14 protein-coding genes and 2 pseudogenes are annotated in these 14,894 nt (G+C 68.3%); 7 read left to right on the plus strand and 9 right to left on the minus strand.

Features of this window, described 5'->3' with window-relative positions; all coding sequences use genetic code 11:
• Nucleotides 1-48 precede the first annotated feature (48 nt).
• From DY245_RS44350 to DY245_RS15015, 4 genes are read left to right on the plus strand one after another with little or no spacing between them, the layout of a single operon-like run.
• Nucleotides 49-186, plus strand: coding sequence for a hypothetical protein (locus DY245_RS44350; protein WP_181923679.1), 138 nt, complete (start codon nucleotides 49-51; stop codon nucleotides 184-186).
• Between the two features lie 21 nt (nucleotides 187-207).
• Nucleotides 208-1,404 (plus strand): cupin domain-containing protein, encoded by a 1,197-nt coding sequence (locus DY245_RS15005; RefSeq protein WP_128507532.1) that lies wholly within the window; start codon nucleotides 208-210, stop codon nucleotides 1,402-1,404.
• Nucleotides 1,398-2,315: an aldo/keto reductase gene (locus DY245_RS15010; RefSeq protein ID WP_244943052.1), complete on the plus strand. Its 918-nt coding sequence runs from the start codon at nucleotides 1,398-1,400 to the stop codon at nucleotides 2,313-2,315. The genes DY245_RS15005 and DY245_RS15010 overlap by 7 nt, the downstream gene beginning before the upstream one ends.
• Complete coding sequence (locus DY245_RS15015) at nucleotides 2,287-3,114, plus strand: phosphotransferase (RefSeq protein WP_128507534.1); 828 nt, start codon at nucleotides 2,287-2,289, stop codon at nucleotides 3,112-3,114. The genes DY245_RS15010 and DY245_RS15015 overlap by 29 nt, the downstream gene beginning before the upstream one ends.
• Nucleotides 3,115-3,314: 200 nt before the next feature.
• Here the strand turns inward: DY245_RS15015 and DY245_RS15020 are convergent, their stop codons facing one another.
• Both DY245_RS15020 and DY245_RS15025 read right to left on the minus strand, forming a co-directional pair.
• Nucleotides 3,315-3,503 carry a hypothetical protein gene (locus DY245_RS15020; RefSeq protein ID WP_128507536.1) on the minus strand — a complete coding sequence of 63 codons (189 nt, stop codon included), beginning with the start codon at nucleotides 3,501-3,503 and terminating at the stop codon, nucleotides 3,315-3,317.
• 42 nt (nucleotides 3,504-3,545) lie between these two features.
• Nucleotides 3,546-4,460, minus strand: a complete 915-nt coding sequence (locus DY245_RS15025; protein WP_128507538.1) for an IS982 family transposase — start codon at nucleotides 4,458-4,460, stop codon at nucleotides 3,546-3,548.
• A 70-nt stretch (nucleotides 4,461-4,530) separates the two neighbouring features.
• On the opposite strand from DY245_RS15025, the gene DY245_RS15030 reads away from it, so the two are divergent.
• Nucleotides 4,531-4,920 (plus strand): hypothetical protein, encoded by a 390-nt coding sequence (locus DY245_RS15030; RefSeq protein WP_128507540.1) that lies wholly within the window; start codon nucleotides 4,531-4,533, stop codon nucleotides 4,918-4,920.
• 284 nt (nucleotides 4,921-5,204) lie between these two features.
• Nucleotides 5,205-5,475: pseudogene (locus DY245_RS15035) on the plus strand (alpha/beta hydrolase); the annotation flags it as partial.
• 17 nt (nucleotides 5,476-5,492) lie between these two features.
• Here the strand turns inward: DY245_RS15035 and DY245_RS44355 are convergent.
• The 6 genes from DY245_RS44355 to DY245_RS15065 all read right to left on the minus strand — a co-directional run bounded on the left by DY245_RS44355 (nucleotide 5,493) and on the right by DY245_RS15065 (nucleotide 12,263).
• A complete protein-coding gene (locus tag DY245_RS44355) occupies nucleotides 5,493-6,653 on the minus strand; it encodes an SMI1/KNR4 family protein (protein WP_181923678.1) in 1,161 nt (386 codons plus the stop codon).
• Nucleotides 6,650-7,978 carry a putative T7SS-secreted protein gene (locus DY245_RS15045; RefSeq protein WP_128507542.1) on the minus strand — a complete coding sequence of 443 codons (1,329 nt, stop codon included), beginning with the start codon at nucleotides 7,976-7,978 and terminating at the stop codon, nucleotides 6,650-6,652. The genes DY245_RS44355 and DY245_RS15045 overlap by 4 nt, the downstream gene beginning before the upstream one ends.
• Nucleotides 7,971-8,273, minus strand: a complete 303-nt coding sequence (locus DY245_RS15050; protein ID WP_128507544.1) for a hypothetical protein — start codon at nucleotides 8,271-8,273, stop codon at nucleotides 7,971-7,973. Before DY245_RS15050 ends, DY245_RS15045 begins: the two co-directional genes overlap by 8 nt.
• 481 nt (nucleotides 8,274-8,754) lie before the next feature.
• Nucleotides 8,755-9,099 carry a hypothetical protein gene (locus tag DY245_RS15055; RefSeq protein ID WP_128507546.1) on the minus strand — a complete coding sequence of 115 codons (345 nt, stop codon included), beginning with the start codon at nucleotides 9,097-9,099 and terminating at the stop codon, nucleotides 8,755-8,757.
• A gap of 1,535 nt (nucleotides 9,100-10,634) precedes the next feature.
• The gene (locus DY245_RS15060; RefSeq protein ID WP_128507549.1) at nucleotides 10,635-10,856 is read right to left on the minus strand and encodes a hypothetical protein; all 222 of its coding nucleotides are present in this window, start codon (nucleotides 10,854-10,856) and stop codon (nucleotides 10,635-10,637) included.
• A gap of 654 nt (nucleotides 10,857-11,510) precedes the next feature.
• Nucleotides 11,511-12,263: a transposase family protein gene (locus DY245_RS15065; RefSeq protein WP_244943053.1), complete on the minus strand. Its 753-nt coding sequence runs from the start codon at nucleotides 12,261-12,263 to the stop codon at nucleotides 11,511-11,513.
• Nucleotides 12,264-12,423: 160 nt separating this feature from the next.
• Here DY245_RS15065 and DY245_RS15070 point away from each other — a divergent pair, with 160 nt between their 5' ends.
• Entirely contained in the window at nucleotides 12,424-12,879 is a 456-nt protein-coding gene (locus DY245_RS15070) for an ASCH domain-containing protein (RefSeq protein WP_128507551.1), read from the plus strand.
• Between the two features lie 65 nt (nucleotides 12,880-12,944).
• On the opposite strand, the pseudogene DY245_RS15075 reads toward DY245_RS15070, so the two are convergent.
• A pseudogene (locus tag DY245_RS15075) lies at nucleotides 12,945-14,629 on the minus strand (ISAzo13 family transposase).
• Between the last annotated feature and the right edge of the window lie 265 nt (nucleotides 14,630-14,894).

Genomic DNA, 14,894 nt, shown 5'->3' on the forward strand with positions numbered 1-14,894 from the left:
GTTTCTACGCCGGCCGGAGTGCCGGACGATCTGTTCATGGAGGCAGCGATGTCGCAGCACACCGAAACGTCCACTGCAGGGGGTAGCGGTCTGGTCCGCGCCCGTCGGCAGATCCAGGCTGCCCGCGCCCGGGGCGCGACGCCCTCCGACGGCGGCGGTACCGGCCGCTCGGACGGCAACGACTGACAGGCGACGGTGACCGAAGCGATGGCTTCCCAGCTCATCGCGGAGCGGCTGGGCCAGGAGGAGTTCCTGGCCCGGTCGCTGCACCGCGAGTTCCGCTACGTCCCTGGCGCCGTGACCGACCCCGGCGCCCTGGTCTCCTTCGACACGCTCAACGACCTGCTCTCCACTCACCGCCTTGAAGTGCCGCGGCTGCGGCTGTCCGCCGGCGGAGAGATGCTTCCCCAGCACCGATATGCCGTGCCCGTCACCACCCGTCGGCACACCGTCTGGCAGCGCACCCACCCGGCCGAACTGCACCAGTGTCTGGCTGAGGGGGCCTCGTTGGTGATCGATGCGATCGACGAACTCCATGAACCGGTGGCCGACCTCGCCCAGCACCTGGAGAGCTGGCTGCGTACGCACGTTCAGGTCAACGCCTACGCCTCGTGGAGCGCCCGCGAGGGCTTCGGCACTCATTGGGACGACCACGACGTGATCGTGGTCCAGGTCGAGGGATCCAAGCACTGGCGGCTATACGCGCCGACCCGGATCGCGCCGATGCACCGCGACACCGCCCAGCCTGAGCCTCCGCCCGAGCAGCCGGTAGCTGACCTGGTTCTGGAGCCGGGGGATGTGTTGTATCTGCCGCGTGGCTGGTGGCACGCGGTCGCCGCCGACCAAGGCGTCCGCTCCCTTCACCTGACGTGCGGGCTGGCCCCGCACACGGGCGCCGACCTGATCGGGTGGCTCTCCGAGATGCTCCGGGCCACGGAGCAGGTGCGTGCCGACCTGCCCCTGCACGCGGGTCCCGACGCCCAGGCCGCCTACATGCGCTCGCTGCGCGAGCATCTGGTGGCCGCCCTGGGGGAACCTGGGCTGCTGGAGCGGTTTGCCGTGGCCCGGGACGCTGAGGATGTCGGCCGGCTCCGCCCTGCCCTCCCCCACCTCGACGGTGTACCCGCCGATCCGGATCTGTGTGTGCGGCTGACGACGGGGCGGGCGCGTCTGATGTCTGCGGTCGGTGGTGAGGGTGCGGTGGTGGTCCGTTTCGCCGCGGCGGGTCAGGAGGTGGACTTCGACCCAGCCGTCGAACCGCTGCTGCGGTGCCTGCTGGGCGGGGGCTGGGTATCTCTGGCCGAGCTGGCGGCAGCTGCGGAGCTGGCGGTCGCCGACGCCGCTGCGGTAGCCGGGGAGCTGGTGGCCGTCCAGGCCGCCACGGTGAGGGGAAGCGTGTGGTGACGGCGTCGTTGGCGCTGGGCACGTACCGGCTGCGGGAAGCGGCCACCGCGGCCCGGCGGGCGGCCGCCTGTCCGGGCACCGCGTGGGTGGATACCGCTCCCAACTACCTGGCCGGTCGTGCCCACCGCCTGCTCGCTCCTGTCCTCGCCGACCATCCAGGGCTGCAGGTGTCGACGAAGGTCGGCTTCCCCGCTCCTGGCGCGGCCGCCGCTGTGGCCGCCGGCGTTCTGCCCCCTGAGGATGCCGAGCGTGGGCACAGCCTGGCGGCTGGGTATGTGGGCTGGCAGGTGGAGCGCAACCGTGCTGCTCTCGGTCGCGCTTGTCTCGAGACCGTCTTCCTGCACAATCCAGAGCGCACCGGCGATCCGGCGGTGCTGTCGATCGTGCTGCGCGAAGCTTTCGCGGTGCTGGAGGAAGCGGCAGCAGCCGGGCACCTGGGCACGTACGGGGTCGCCAGCTGGTCCGGCTTCACCGAGGGGCTGTTGACCGTCGGGGAACTGGAGCGCCTGGCCACCGAGGCCGCCGGCTCTCCCGAGCACCGGCTGCGTGCTGTGCAGCTGCCGGTCAGCCTGGTCGAGGCCGATGCGCTTGAGCTGGCTCTGGACGGGCGGGGGCCGATCGGTGAGGCAGCCGAGCGTGGCTGGCAGGTCTACGCCTCCGCGCCCCTGCACGGCGGTGAACTCGTGCGGGCAGCGACCGAAGATCTTGCCGCGTTGTTGCGGCCGGGGCTGTCCGTTGCGCAGGCGTGCCTGCTGGCGGCCGCTTCATGCCCAGGGGTGACGAAGGTTCTGCTGTCGGCGTCGGCTCCGGCACACTGGGAGGCCGCTCGCGCCGCCCTCGACCAGGCGGCTATCCCGTCCCGGACTCTGCGGAAGGTGTGCGATGTACTCGCCCCCCACCACCCCAGCTGACGAACACCGCGCACTCGCCGCACAACAGGAAGCGAGCGCCGCACTCGGCGTCACCGTCGAGGGGCAGCGGCTATGGGGCTACCAGGGCCGCACCCTCGGGCAGAAAGCGCACTACCCTGACCATGGAGCCTGTTGGCTGCGGCTGATCTCTGCGCCCGCCGAGCAGGCGAAGGGAAAGCTGTGGGAGGGCACCAAGGACGCGGCCGCCGCTTTCCCCGGGGTGCGTAAGCCAGCCCTGTACGGCATCCGCGACGGCATCGAGCGCGACGGCACGGCCTACCGCGCCGAACTCACCGCCTACATCGACTCCCCCACCTGCGCACCGGAGCCCGTGCTGACCGGTGAGCTGGAGCTGCCGGAGACATGGTGGAAATCCCTGCACACCGACCTGGAGACCATCGCCGCCACACCCACCGAGCGCGTCGCGGTGCGCCGGCAGTGGATCGACCGCGCACTCCCCCAACACGCAGGCGTTCAGGCGCCGTCAGGGATCGAATGGGCCACCGCTCACGGCGACTGCCACTTCGCCAACCTCACCACCAGCGGGCCGACGTTGCTGGATTTCGAAGGGTTCGGGCTGGCGCCGGTCGGCTACGACCCGGCTTTGCTGTACGCCTACTCCCTCCTCGCCCCGCAGACCGCCGCCCGCATCCGCGCCGAATTCCCCATCCTGGACAGCCCTGCCGGCCACACCGCACTCCTCGTCGTCGCAGCAGACCTACTCCAATCCGCCTCCCGCGGCGACCACCCCGAACTCACCGAACCGCTGCGCACCCTCGTAGCTTCCGTGATGCACTAGTCAGCGACGATCACGTCACGCTGTATCCCGGTGGCGAGTCGTTGCGGCCGACAGCTGCGTGGCCAGATCCGGTCATCCGCAACCGGCTCGTCGTTTCCCCTCGGACACGGAGGTGTTTGAAGCCGTGGTCTCAGACGAAGGGCCGACGAGCCGCACCGCTGGCTTGTAGCCCAGACGGACGGTGTAGCTCCCACACCACGTCAGAGCTGGTCGTAGCCGGTGTTCGCGCGGCCGCCGTCCTCGGCGCGTGCCTCTGCGGTCCCGTCGACTTCCATGCCTTCGTGCACGCTGCTTCGTGTGGTCAGACCGGAGTTGGCGTGCGAGCCCGCCCCGACCGCGGTGGCCGGACCGGTGTTCGCGACCCGCACCGCCCCGTCCCGCCCCGACATCAGGGCCAGGGTTCCGGTCCCTAGATGATCTAGTCCAAGGGGTCAGTGATCGTAGGCGATCAGTGAGCGTAGGACGGTTTGTCCGGTGGCGTCGTTGTGCCAGATCGCGGCGGTCAGCGCGAGGATGCGTTGCATGACGCGGGCTATGGCACCTCCGGGTGTGCGCCCTCGGTGCCGTTCGAGGTCAAGCTGTCCCTTGAAGGTCTCGTTGATCGATTCGATGACCTGTCGCAGCGGCTTGAACAGGGCTGCGCCAGGCCGTTCCCGTTCACCTTTACGGGCAGGCCGCAGCAACTGGACTCCACGCTCGGACAGTTCGCGTTCGAAACCACGGCCGAAGTAGTTCTTGTCGCCGATGAGAGTCTGTCGGGGGCGCTCTCGCAGAAGCTCGCATTCGGCTGCCAGGAGGTCAAGGAGGGTCTCGCGTTCGTCAGCCTTGGCCCCGGTCAGGGCGAAGGCGATGGGCAGGCCCTGAAGGGTGCAGACCAGGTGCATGCGCAGGCCCCAGAAGAAGCGGCTGTGGCTGGCGCAGTAGCCGTATTCGGCCCAACCTGCCAGGTCGGAGCGTTTGACGGTCTCGCGGGAGCGGCCGCATTCCACCGGGGTGGAGTCCACGACCCATACGTCGTCGCTCCACACCGAGGTGGTGGTGGCCAGGATCCGGTTGACGCTTCGCATCAGACCGGCGGCCTTGCGCAGCCGCTTGTTGTAGCCGGGCTGCTGGGGCAGGTAGGGGAAGAGGTGGCGCAGGTGGGCACGGGCATGGCGGAGCCATTTGGCCTCGGAGGTGTAGCCGAGTATGGCCTGCATCGTGGCGAGGGTGACCAGTTCGGCATCGCTCAGGCGGGGCGTAATGCCGACCGGCGGGCGCCACGGCGCCAGGTCGGGATGCTCCTTCAGCATGTCGTCGGTCGTCGCATAGAGTGCTGTCGCGAGGGTGTCCACGTCGTTCGTCACAAAACGATCTTGGACACCCTCGTTCTCGTCTCCGCAGGCACCCCTTGGACCACCCCACCAGGAGGAACCAGTGTCATACCCGCAACTGCTCACCCCCGAGGAGAAGCTCGCCGAAGCGAAGAAGCTGTTGAGCCTCCCGCGTATCGTCGTGATCTGCGGCTCCACCCGCTTCATGACCGAGATGAACGAGGCCGATCTGCGGGAGACCAAAGCCGGAAAGATTGTCGTCAAACCGGGCTGTGACATGAAGTCGCCGCACGAACTTTGGTTCGATCCTGTCGAGGCCGAGGCGCTGAAGGTTCGACTCGACGATCTGCACCGGGCGAAGATCCGGCTCGCTGATGAGGTGCTCGTAGTCGGCGACTACATCGGAGACAGCACCCGAGCCGAAATCGCCTACGCCCGGTCGCTGGGCAAGCCCGTGCGGTTCACGCACCCCGAAGTCGACCCTGACGCCTGACCGCCCGCTGCCACCTCGACAACCAGGGCCGGCAGCCCGCCGCCTGACCGTCTCGCGGTGGCTTCGGCCGCCGCCCACCCCACACCCTCCGCAGGCATCCCTTGGAATTGATCATCTAGCTCCTGCCGCCTTCCCGGCCTCATTCGCAACGCTCCTTCACCCGCGCCATGTGAGCTCCTATTCTGCCCTCCTGCCGTCTCTGCACGTGTCGGTTGGCGCGCCGAGTACCCGGCGCCCGGTCGGCTCCGTACGGTGGGCGGGTAGCGCTGGAAAGAAGGAGAAAAGTGCGCTGGCCGGCGTCGGTCCCCGCCCACCGGCGCGCGGTGACCGCCGACCGCCGATCGCGCCCGGCACCCGTTGACGGCCGGCATGCCGGTCAACATCACGCCCTGTGGTTTCTGGAAGGCCCCGACGGAGCGGCCCACCCGTATCACCGCCGACGGTCCGTCCAACATCCTGATGGTCCAGAATCGTCGGGGCCCCTACACCCCGTACTCCGGCGCGCTGACTGCGCGCAGGGCCCTCGGCAACCGGGCCCGGCTCGTCATGCTCGAATGAGGTTCTCGGTGGTGTCAGCCGCCTGGAAGGGGCTCGGGGTAGCGCTTGAGGACCAGGGCGGGGTGGTCTTCGTCCGTGGGCCAGAGCACTACGTGGTAGCGGTCTTCCCCCTCCAGGGCGTCCTCGGAGAGGGTGTTCAGGCCGTGGGAGTAGATGCGCGCGGCGTAGTTGCCGGGGGTTAGGGGGATGCGGGGTTCGTCGCCGAAGTCCTGCGAGGAGATCAGCAAACGTCCGGAGGGGAGGGCGAGGCTGGCCTGGGTGACATGGTCGGCCTGCTGAAGTTCCGTGTCGTCCTCGGCAGGTGGCGTGCGGCGTACATCTACGGTGAAGGGGACCTTGAAGGGGCGGGCGGCTCCGATGCCGACGATGCCGGGAGCGGTGTTGATCCAGTCATCTACCAGCAGATCGAACCAGGAGCGTTCGGGCTCGCCCAGGCGTGCGTCGTCGTCCTGGATCAGCACGGTGCAGTAGTCAGCGAAAACGTCGAACTCGTGGTGGGAGAGCAGATCGGGGTCGCTGGGAGGTGGGGTGGAAGTCATCTGGAAGTTGGCTCCGTCGGGCAGTCGGTACAGGGTCTGGGCGAGGGGGCCGCGGATGCGCATGCACTGGGCGGCGTCCTTAACGGCGAGGTTGTCGTCCTCGTAGGCGCCACCGAGGGTGAAGAAGCGCAGTGGGATCAGGCGTTGGTCGTGGGCGAGGGCGCCGTGGCGGTCCTGCCAGCTGGTGGCGAAGGCGTGTGCACCACGCACGTCGGGGTCGGCCAGGAGCCAGCGTGCCCAGTCTTCCAGGGTGTCGCCGAGGGCGGTGCGCTCGGCGGTTTCGGGGTCGAAGCGCACCACCTGCGCATCGTTGTCGAGGGCGAACTGGACTCCGAAGAGGTCCTGAGCGAAGCACAGCAAACCGTCGGCCAGACCCTCGTAGGTGTGCTTCCAGGTCTGCAGGTCGTTCCACTTCTGCAGGTCTGGGCCCATGCCTTCGCTGCCGGCGCGAAAGACTTGCAGCCCGGCATTGAAAGCGGTCAGGCCGTTGTGGCGCGTCAGCAGCGTGGCCAGCTCGCCGAAGGCCCCGTCGGAGCGGTCCAATGCCAGGGTGATGGGTGGCCCCAGGGGGTAGCGAGCTTGTGCGATGAGCGCGGCGAGGTAGGGCCGTTCGCGCGGATCGAAGGGCAGGGTCATCCGGTCACCACCGTCACCTGGTCGCCGTTGTCGAGGCCCTTGACTTGGTTCCCCATCGATCTGCCGGCTCCACGGTTGTCGCTCCTATCGATGTACTTGACTGAGGCGCCCAAGCCGCCTTCCTCGAACATCGCGGGCGGGTACTCGTCCCGGTCCAGTTTCTCAGCGCCTCGTTTCGGTATCCCTCTCAGGGATGCCTTGCGATTGTCGTCGGCGCCGTCACGGTCGATCGTCAAATCCGCGGGTTGTTGTTGTTCGCGCCGCTCATCGCCGCGCCAGGAGATTCCCGACTGGGCCTCGTCGACGTGCTGGGCGGTCTCGGGGTACTTCACCTTGTCGATGATGACGTAGTGCCCGTGGCCGCCAGGGTCGCGGGCACCGCCACCGCCACCACCACTGCCGCCGTCCTCGACATCGGTCGCCTCCCGGTCCGCCGTGTCTTCGATGTCTTGGCCCGCCTCGTCCGTGCGGTCTTCGACGTCCTCGCCGGCGTCTTCCGTGGAGGTCTCCACGTCTTCGCCCGCGGTCTCCAGATCACGCGAGCCGTCGCGGAACCCCAGCCCCGACAGCACGGAAGCGCCGGCGTGCAGAGCTCCCCCAGCGATCTTCCCGGCGCCTTTGATCTCTTCCCCGAGCAGCGTGCCGGCGCCCTGCAGCGCCATATGCTCGGCATGTCCCACTCCGCGCAGCGCGGTGGCCGCGCCGTGGCGGACATCGTCCACAAGAGAGTGCAGTCCCGATTCCACTGCGCTGGTGGCTTTGTCCCACAGCGACGGTTCCGGCGGCGCCGCCTCCTGCGCCTTGGCCACCACCCCGGCGCTGCGGCTTCCGTCCGCCTGCACCTGGCTGCGGGCCTGGTGCAGCAGGGAGCGGGCCCGCTCCCGTGTTGCCTCGCCCGGGTCGGAGAAGGGGGCCAGGGCAGAGGCCCCGTCGACGCCGCCCTGCTGTTGGGCTTGCTGGGCGGCACGCTCGTAGGCCGCCTTCGCCTGTCGGGTCTGCTGCTCGCCGTGCTCCCACAGCGAGATGGCCTGCTCCGCCTTCCCTTGCGCCCACGTCAGGGTATTGCCGTAAGAGGTCAGGGCACGCGCCGCGTCATGGAAGGCATCACCACATGTGATCCAGCGCTTCGGTTCCCCGTCGTAAAAGCTGTGGAAGGCATCCGCTGCCTTCCCCTTCCATCCGCCATGGTCCAGGTCTCGCAGTCCGGAGCCGACCCGGGACAACGTCTGCCCGAATCGTGTCAGCAGGTGAGCCGTAGCCTCCACAGCCTTCGCATCGCCTGACACCAGGTCCTTCGGATCCCGGCTCTCCCCCAGCTCAGCCATGCGCACCACCACGGGTATGGGAAACGATCCGATCCAGGCTTGCGGCGACCTGGTGGTCCACCTCCAGATAGGCGCCTGCTGTGTCGATCAAATTGCGCGAGAGCACCCGACCGTCCTTCGTCAGGTTCTTCACGCCCACCTGCCACCGCTCGCAGAAACGGGCCAGTGCCGCGCCTAGACCTTCATGCCCCACGGCATCCGCGTCACAGTCGATGTCCTCAACACGGTGGCTGCCCAGCAGCGCCATCAGGTCCGCCGCCCCCAACCCCGCGTTCTTGAGCGCCTCCACGTCCACGTGGAACGACTCCGCCCCCACCCGCTTTCACTCCCTCAACTCGGCTGCGTAAACCAAGACGCAGCAGCACCACCGCCCAGTTGCAACGCCCAACGTAACCCGAGCCCATCGCTCAACCAGGGAAACAAGCCCGCTCATCGGGTCCAGGGCGCGGTGGAGGTCAGCGCGTCGCTGTCTCGCCCATCTGCCAGTTGACTCCTTCCGTGCTCAGGTCACGAGCGGTGGCGTTCCTCGCGGGGTGTGTCTGAAAGATCGTGTAAGTCCGTACACGCCCTTCCTCGCGCGGGTCGACGATTTCGCACGAGCGGGGAGACGGCTGGGGACGTCGGGCCGGTTGGCGGCCGCGGTGTGGCTTCGTGCACTTTCAGCAGCAGCGTTTGGTCATGAGATTCAGCAGCAGTTGGCGGACGCGGAGCTCGCGAATGTTCATGAGAAACGACATCGGTCTGTTCGCGCCTCGCGCAACGCGCGACGGACGGGCTCAGAGCAGCAGTGCGAACCGGCGGCAGACGTGGATGCGCGCGAACTCGGTTCTCAGCCGCTGCTCGTCGGTGACGTTGGCGTGCAGGAAGGCGGCCATCGGCTTCAAGCCCTGTCGGCAACTTCCGATTGCTCGGTCTGGTTCCCCGGACTCGGCGTAGTAGTTCGCGTAAACATGCAGGTAGTGGTCGCTCTGGAGACGCGGCGGCCCCCTCTCCCTCACCTGGAGAGCGTGCCCACCTGTGTGCGGAGCAAGGGCGGCGCCCGCGGCGAAGTAGCCCAGACCGGGAAGCCGATGGCGGCCCGCCTCCCGCGCCAACGACCTGTCCGCGGCGAGCTCGTTCACGACTACGCGCCCCGGGCTGCCGACGACCGACACCGGCACAACCCGCGCGACGGGGTGCGCCGGCCGGTCATCGGCCGCGACCACTCCGCCATCGAGGGGCTGACCGAACGAGCAGGCGCTGCTGTTGGCGACTGCCAGGGACCGGCACGCGGCCCTACGCCCTGCTGCTGATTGCTCTATGCGCAGTGTCTGTGCATGACTCCGCGCTGGCGGCCGCGTCGAAGAGCTCGGCTACGGCCGCGGCCCCACGTCCTCAACGTCCACGCCAAGGGCAGCGGCACGAAGCCCATCCGATCCCGCCCTACGTCTATGACGCACTGTGCTCCATCCCGAAGCCGTACCGAGGGCTTCAGCACCGCCTCCGGCACGGCGCTGGACGAGCCCGCGGCGTGCCGGCCAGTCCGCTCCCCGACCAAGCGCGCCGGCCCGGCCTGGGGACACCGCGGGCTCTTCGTGGGCACCATCGGCTGCCTGCTGCTCCGGGACGACGGCGTCGCGGTGGCAGCGCTGGGCAACAGCCGCTCGGCCTCGGACTGCTCCGCCAGCGAGTTCACGAACTTGCTGAATGAATCGCCGAGACCGTCTCGACGTGGAACATCTGGCCGTTACGACCTGTTCGCCTGCTACTGATGCGGCAGCAACCACCGCGCGACCAGCCGCAGCCCGGACACGGGCTCTGGGCCAGCGGCAACGGCGGCACGGTGACAGGTCCAGGACGGTCGCGGGGCCCACAGCGGGACGCACACACCGCCCTGGCAGAGCCTGTATGATCATGATGTAACTCCGGTTCACCACACGGAGTCACGCGTCTGTGGTCCAAGGAAAGACGCCCGCCAGCCGGCGGGAAATGCAGGTGCAAGGCCTGCCGGGCGCTCCACACGAGGGTCTCTGCCTCTCTCATGAGGCGGGGACCCTTCGCTGTTCGCCGCGCGCCGCTGCCCGGGCTCCGCACCCGCTCCGCCCTTGCCACGGCCCAGCCCCCGCTTACCGATCACCGCGCAAGTCGGGCAGAGACAACAACACCGCAGACGGCGCGAGCCCGGCAACTCCCGCGACCGAACGTCGCAGCGCGGACGGCCGAGCGGACACGACGACCGCGGCCGGCTCCCGGGGCCGGGACGACAAGCCGCCTCTGTCCCGCACGCCGGAGTCGACGTCAGTCTCGCAGCTGGAGAGCAATGATCACGCCATCCCCCGGGGCTTCGCGCCGCCGGATGACCGGGCGCCGACCAACGATCTCGACAGTGCCACTACCCACATCGGGGCCCTCTTTTTCGGCACCCTGCGGGGCTGCCCGGCAAGAACCCGGTGCGAAATGGAGCGTCTCAAGGCTTACTCTCAGCCGCGCTCGCGCAACCGCTGCGTGCCGTGACCGCTTGGCAGTCGAATGACAACACACGGCGTGCCCAGCACGCCTCACACGCCGCCGTGGCTCCTTGTTCTATCTGCAGAGCATGACCCACGACGTCCTGGAACGGATCACGCAGCGCACTGATCTCACCCGCACCTTCGAGGCCTCCGCCACGCGGCGCAGGTCAACGTCGCTTTGCGATCCAGGCAGCCAGGGCAACGACCCCGGCGGACGCCGCGGCGGCTAGCTTCGCCGACAACATGCCGAAACCGGGATTCCACCACCCCAGCTTCCACGCAACTCCCCAGCACAGCCCCACGACCAGCAAAGCGCAGACCACTGCGAGCACAACACGTCCGGTCGCACCACGGTTCTGTCGGCCACCACTGCTGCTCTGCTCTTCCATGAAGCTGATGCTATGAGCACGATCATGGATCACAACCGGCTTCTCGCCACCCTGCGCTCTCGCACCGCAACGACCTGCCTTCCCGGTTTCGGGGCTCACGATGGTTCCAGCGGGAGCAGTCGCCTGACCAGCTCATATATCCGGCATGAGGCACCGCTCCAGAGCCGCACGCTGGGTGTCCGGAAGAAACTCACCGAGAGGCGTCTGGCGAGGGCTTTTCCGCCCTCTCAGATCCAGCTGCGCTCGTCGTGGTCTAACGACCACGACGCCGGACCCCGGGAAGGGTGCCCCTTGAGGAGCCGTCGAACGAGCGGTTCACCGGGGTCGGCGGCTCCTTGAGCCATCAATGCCTCCGTCACCAGACTCACGGCTGCCTCTGGAATGTCGGTGTCTCCCAGAACCGGCAGAAGCGGCAGCAGACGGGCGTGCCGATCGGTCACTCCCTTAGACCTTGGGGACAATTGGCCTTGGGGCGTTGTCGGCCTGGCGGTTCAGTTGGTGGGTGATCAGCAGGCGGCCTGCCAGGCGAGGGCCAGTTCGGTGCTCGGCTTACGGCGGGTCCCGCCGGGCGGACCGATCGGAGACCAGCCCGACGATGGCGAGGTGGGTCTCGGCATAGTTCTCGCAGCGTCCGGTGAACCGCTGCAGGGGCCGCTACTGCTTGTGCTCCGCGTTGGTGTGCTCCACGCAGATCCGCTGCGAGGACTGGCGCCGCCGTCGTTCGTGCCAGGCGTGGTGCTCACCCAGCGGCGCATCAGCCTTCGGCTTCTGCGGAGGAGCGCTGACCTGGTCAGGGCACTCGTTGGTCAGGCCTCGGTAGCCCTCGTCGACCTCCACCATCACCTTCGGGTACTGACGCAGTTGCTCGGCGATCCCCTCGGTGCGAACGGCGGTCTGGTCGTGCATACAGCCCAGCCGGACCACTCCGCTGAACAGGGTCCGGCCCCGGGCGTGACTGAATGCGGTGGTCTTGATCGTGTTCTGCCTCTTCTTGCCCGACACGAACGCCTTGAGGCCCGGTCGACCAGCCCCCGGCCGGCGAACCTGCACCTCGGTGCCGTCGATCCGCAGGTCGACCCCTTCGGCGTCGGCATAGGCGAACAGGTCCTCCACCGTGTGCAACCGCACCCCGGGCCGGTCCGGCACCGCGAAGCCGCGGGCCCCCAGCAGCGGCCGGACCTTCCGGATGGCCCCGGAGACGGTGGAGCGGTCCACCTCGAACAGCTCCGGCAGCGCGGCGTGCGGCAGGCCCAGCCGCAGGTGAACCAGGGTGACCACGACCCGATTAGTGAACACCAACTGCTGCTTACGTCCGGCACCTGCGGCTCGCCGCCGGTCCCCACGGTGCCGCTCACGCAGTGCCGACTCGTGGGCGGCCTGCCACTGGGGGGCGAGTTCTTCGAGCAACTCACCGAAGCGTGCGCGCGGGATCCCGGACGGGGCAGGACGGAAACAGGCCGCACGGGCCCAGGTACGCCTCACAACTCGCCCAACCCGTACGGCCCTTCGCACGTCACAGCTGATCAGTCGAGTCAGCCATAGCGTGCGACAACGCTAGGGTCGTCGTATGACCGTCAACCCTGCTCAGAACGTGGACCCCGAGTTGCTGCCCAAGGCTGAATTCGCCTTCCCGGGCCCGCTCCGTGACCGGCTCGTTGCTGCGATCCTCGACGGATCCAAGACCGCGACCACCGGACTGCTTGCCGAGTACGAGCACGATGGGGAGCCACTGCCGTCCGTCGGCGAACGTTCGGTAGTGGTCGACTCGGATGACCGTCCGGTGGCCGTCATCGAGGCGACGGATGTGCGCGTCGTGCTGCTGCATGAAGTGGACATCGCCCATGCGGTGGACGAAGGCGAGGGCTGCACCACCGTGGACGGGTGGAGGGCAGGCCACGAGGAGTTCTGGCAAAGCGAAGAGGTGCGACGGGCGTTGGGAGACCCCCAATTCACCGTGCACGACGCCACCCCGGTGGTTCTGGAACGCTTCCGCGTTGTTACCCGCCTTCACGGCTCGTGCTGATCAACCACTATTGCGCCCCATGTCGTTAGGGCTCGCAGAGAATCAACATGCGGGTTTGATCTTCATCAGGGGCGGGCTGCCGTACTTGTCGAGGTGGGCGGCCACATCCGTCGGGGTGCGGAATCGGGCGGTTGAGGGCGGGAACGCGTGCTCGGCCAGTAGGGGCCGTACCTCTTGGCCCGCGTGAGCGTGCTGCGGGTGACGCCAAAGAGCCGGGCGAGCAGGTCGTGGGTGCCGATCTTGCGCAGGCAGAGGACGGCGGCCAGGATCCGGTCCGCATCGGAGAGCTTGTCCTTGGCGCCCGCGCCTGGCGCGCGGAGTCGCTCACCGCCCCGGCGTTCGTGGCGAAGCCGCTCACCTTGGTGTGCGAGCGCCGGGATCAACGAGTTGACCAGAGCGTCCAGTTGCGGGATGACTATGCCGGTCAGCTCCGGGCCGCGGAGCAGAGAGGTGTCGAGCCCGTCCGGGCACCCGGGCTGCTCGGTGACGATCGCGGCTGCGGCTTCCGATCCCGCTTCGCGGCCGGGGGCCGGCTGGGGCCCGCCAGGGGGGAGCGTGTAGTTCCAGTCGCCATGGAAACGGTGCCGGCCCATTGGCAATGCATCGATCTCGTCGTCGGTGACCTTTACGCCGGTGTCGAACGTGCCCGGGTCGAGTTCGGCGTGGACTCTCAGCCCGGTGCGGGTAGTGGTCGCCGCGATGCTGTTCACGATGACTTCGTGGCTGGTCAGCGGCCTGCCGCGCCAGTTCATGCTGATGTGAGAGAACAGCCGGTGCTCCACCTTGTTCCACTTCGATGTCCCGGGCAGGTGACAGACCGTGATGTCCAGGCCCGTCTGACAGGCCAGGGCGGCGAGTTCACTCTTCCAGGCGCGGGTGCGGTAACCGTTGGAGCCGCCCGCGTCGGCGGTGATCAGCAGACGGGAGGCGCGCGGGTAGTCGTGGCGGCCGACCGCCTGCCACCAGCGGCGGATCGAGGCCACCGCGAACGCGGCGGTGTCGTGGTCGGTGCCCACACTGACCCAGCCGGTGTTGGCGGCGATGTCGTAAATCCCGTACGGGGTCGCATTGCCCAGCCCTTGTCGGTCCAGGAAGTCATGCGTCTTGACCAGCACCGGCTCCCCCTCAGGCCGCCACTGGCGCCCGGCGTTTTTGTAGTCGCCGACCAGCTCCTTCTTCTTGGTGTCCACGCTGATCACCGGGTCCCCGGCACCCATGTGATCCTTGGCCTGGTCATTGATGTAGCGGAACTGGGCGTCACGGCCGGGGTGTTGCTTGCCTTCAATGGTCTTGGCGCTGGCCTGCAGGCTGAAGCCCTCCTCCCGCAGCAGGTCCCCCACCGTGTCCTTGCGCTCACCTTGTGTCCCTGGCGGGTGAGCTCGGCCGCGAGATTCCGGGTGGACTTCGTCGTCCAGCGCAGCGGCGACACCGGACCCCCGCACGCAACCGGCTCGACCACTGCCAGCAGCGCGGGGCGCAGACCCGGATCCACGTCCGCGGCCCTCTTCCGCCCGCCGCCAGGCCGACGCACCCGACCCAGCGGTTCCTCGCAGGCCTCCAGCTCGTCCACACCCTTACGCACCGTGGTCTCGCTGACCCCGGCCGCACGCGCGACCGCCCGGATCCCGCCATGTCCCAGGACCCGAGCCTCGGCACCCATCAGCAGACGGCACTGCCGCTCGTCCAGGTGTAGGAACAACACCTCAAACTTCACTGCGAGTTGGCCACGGACCTCGTCGGAAACGCGCATACCACACCAACGAGCTGAACCAAGGGAAGCAACAGGTTGATTCTCTGCGAGCCCTAAGCTCCGCTGGTCCCTGACTGTCGACCGCGATGAGTGCGACGCCCTGCGCGCGCTCGCCACCGGCTGCGAGGACACCGACGTGGAATACGAGCGGGTGTAGCACGCAGAAAGCCCCGGGAGGGTATGGCGGCCGGAGCGCACCGACGTGCGAAGGACAGTGCGCCCCGGCCTCTTCCCGCCCACCGGAGACGGGTTGTGCCGCCGACGT

The sequence above is a fragment of the Streptomyces inhibens genome, assembly GCF_003389455.1.
GTDB lineage: Bacteria > Actinomycetota > Actinomycetes > Streptomycetales > Streptomycetaceae > Streptomyces > Streptomyces inhibens.

Excerpts from the sequence above, each read along its gene's own strand:
- DY245_RS44350 (WP_181923679.1), top strand. The coding sequence starts at position 49 with ATGTCGCAGCACACCGAAACGTCCACTGCAGGGGGTAGCGGTCTGGTC.
- DY245_RS15005 (WP_128507532.1), top strand. The coding sequence starts at position 208 with ATGGCTTCCCAGCTCATCGCGGAGCGGCTGGGCCAGGAGGAGTTCCTG.
- DY245_RS15015 (WP_128507534.1), top strand. The coding sequence starts at position 2,287 with ATGTACTCGCCCCCCACCACCCCAGCTGACGAACACCGCGCACTCGCC.
- DY245_RS15020 (WP_128507536.1), bottom strand. The coding sequence starts at position 3,503 with ATGTCGGGGCGGGACGGGGCGGTGCGGGTCGCGAACACCGGTCCGGCC.
- DY245_RS44355 (WP_181923678.1), bottom strand. The coding sequence starts at position 6,653 with ATGACCCTGCCCTTCGATCCGCGCGAACGGCCCTACCTCGCCGCGCTC.
- DY245_RS15045 (WP_128507542.1), bottom strand. The coding sequence starts at position 7,978 with ATGGCTGAGCTGGGGGAGAGCCGGGATCCGAAGGACCTGGTGTCAGGC.
- DY245_RS15060 (WP_128507549.1), bottom strand. The coding sequence starts at position 10,856 with ATGGAAGAGCAGAGCAGCAGTGGTGGCCGACAGAACCGTGGTGCGACC.
- DY245_RS15070 (WP_128507551.1), top strand. The coding sequence starts at position 12,424 with ATGACCGTCAACCCTGCTCAGAACGTGGACCCCGAGTTGCTGCCCAAG.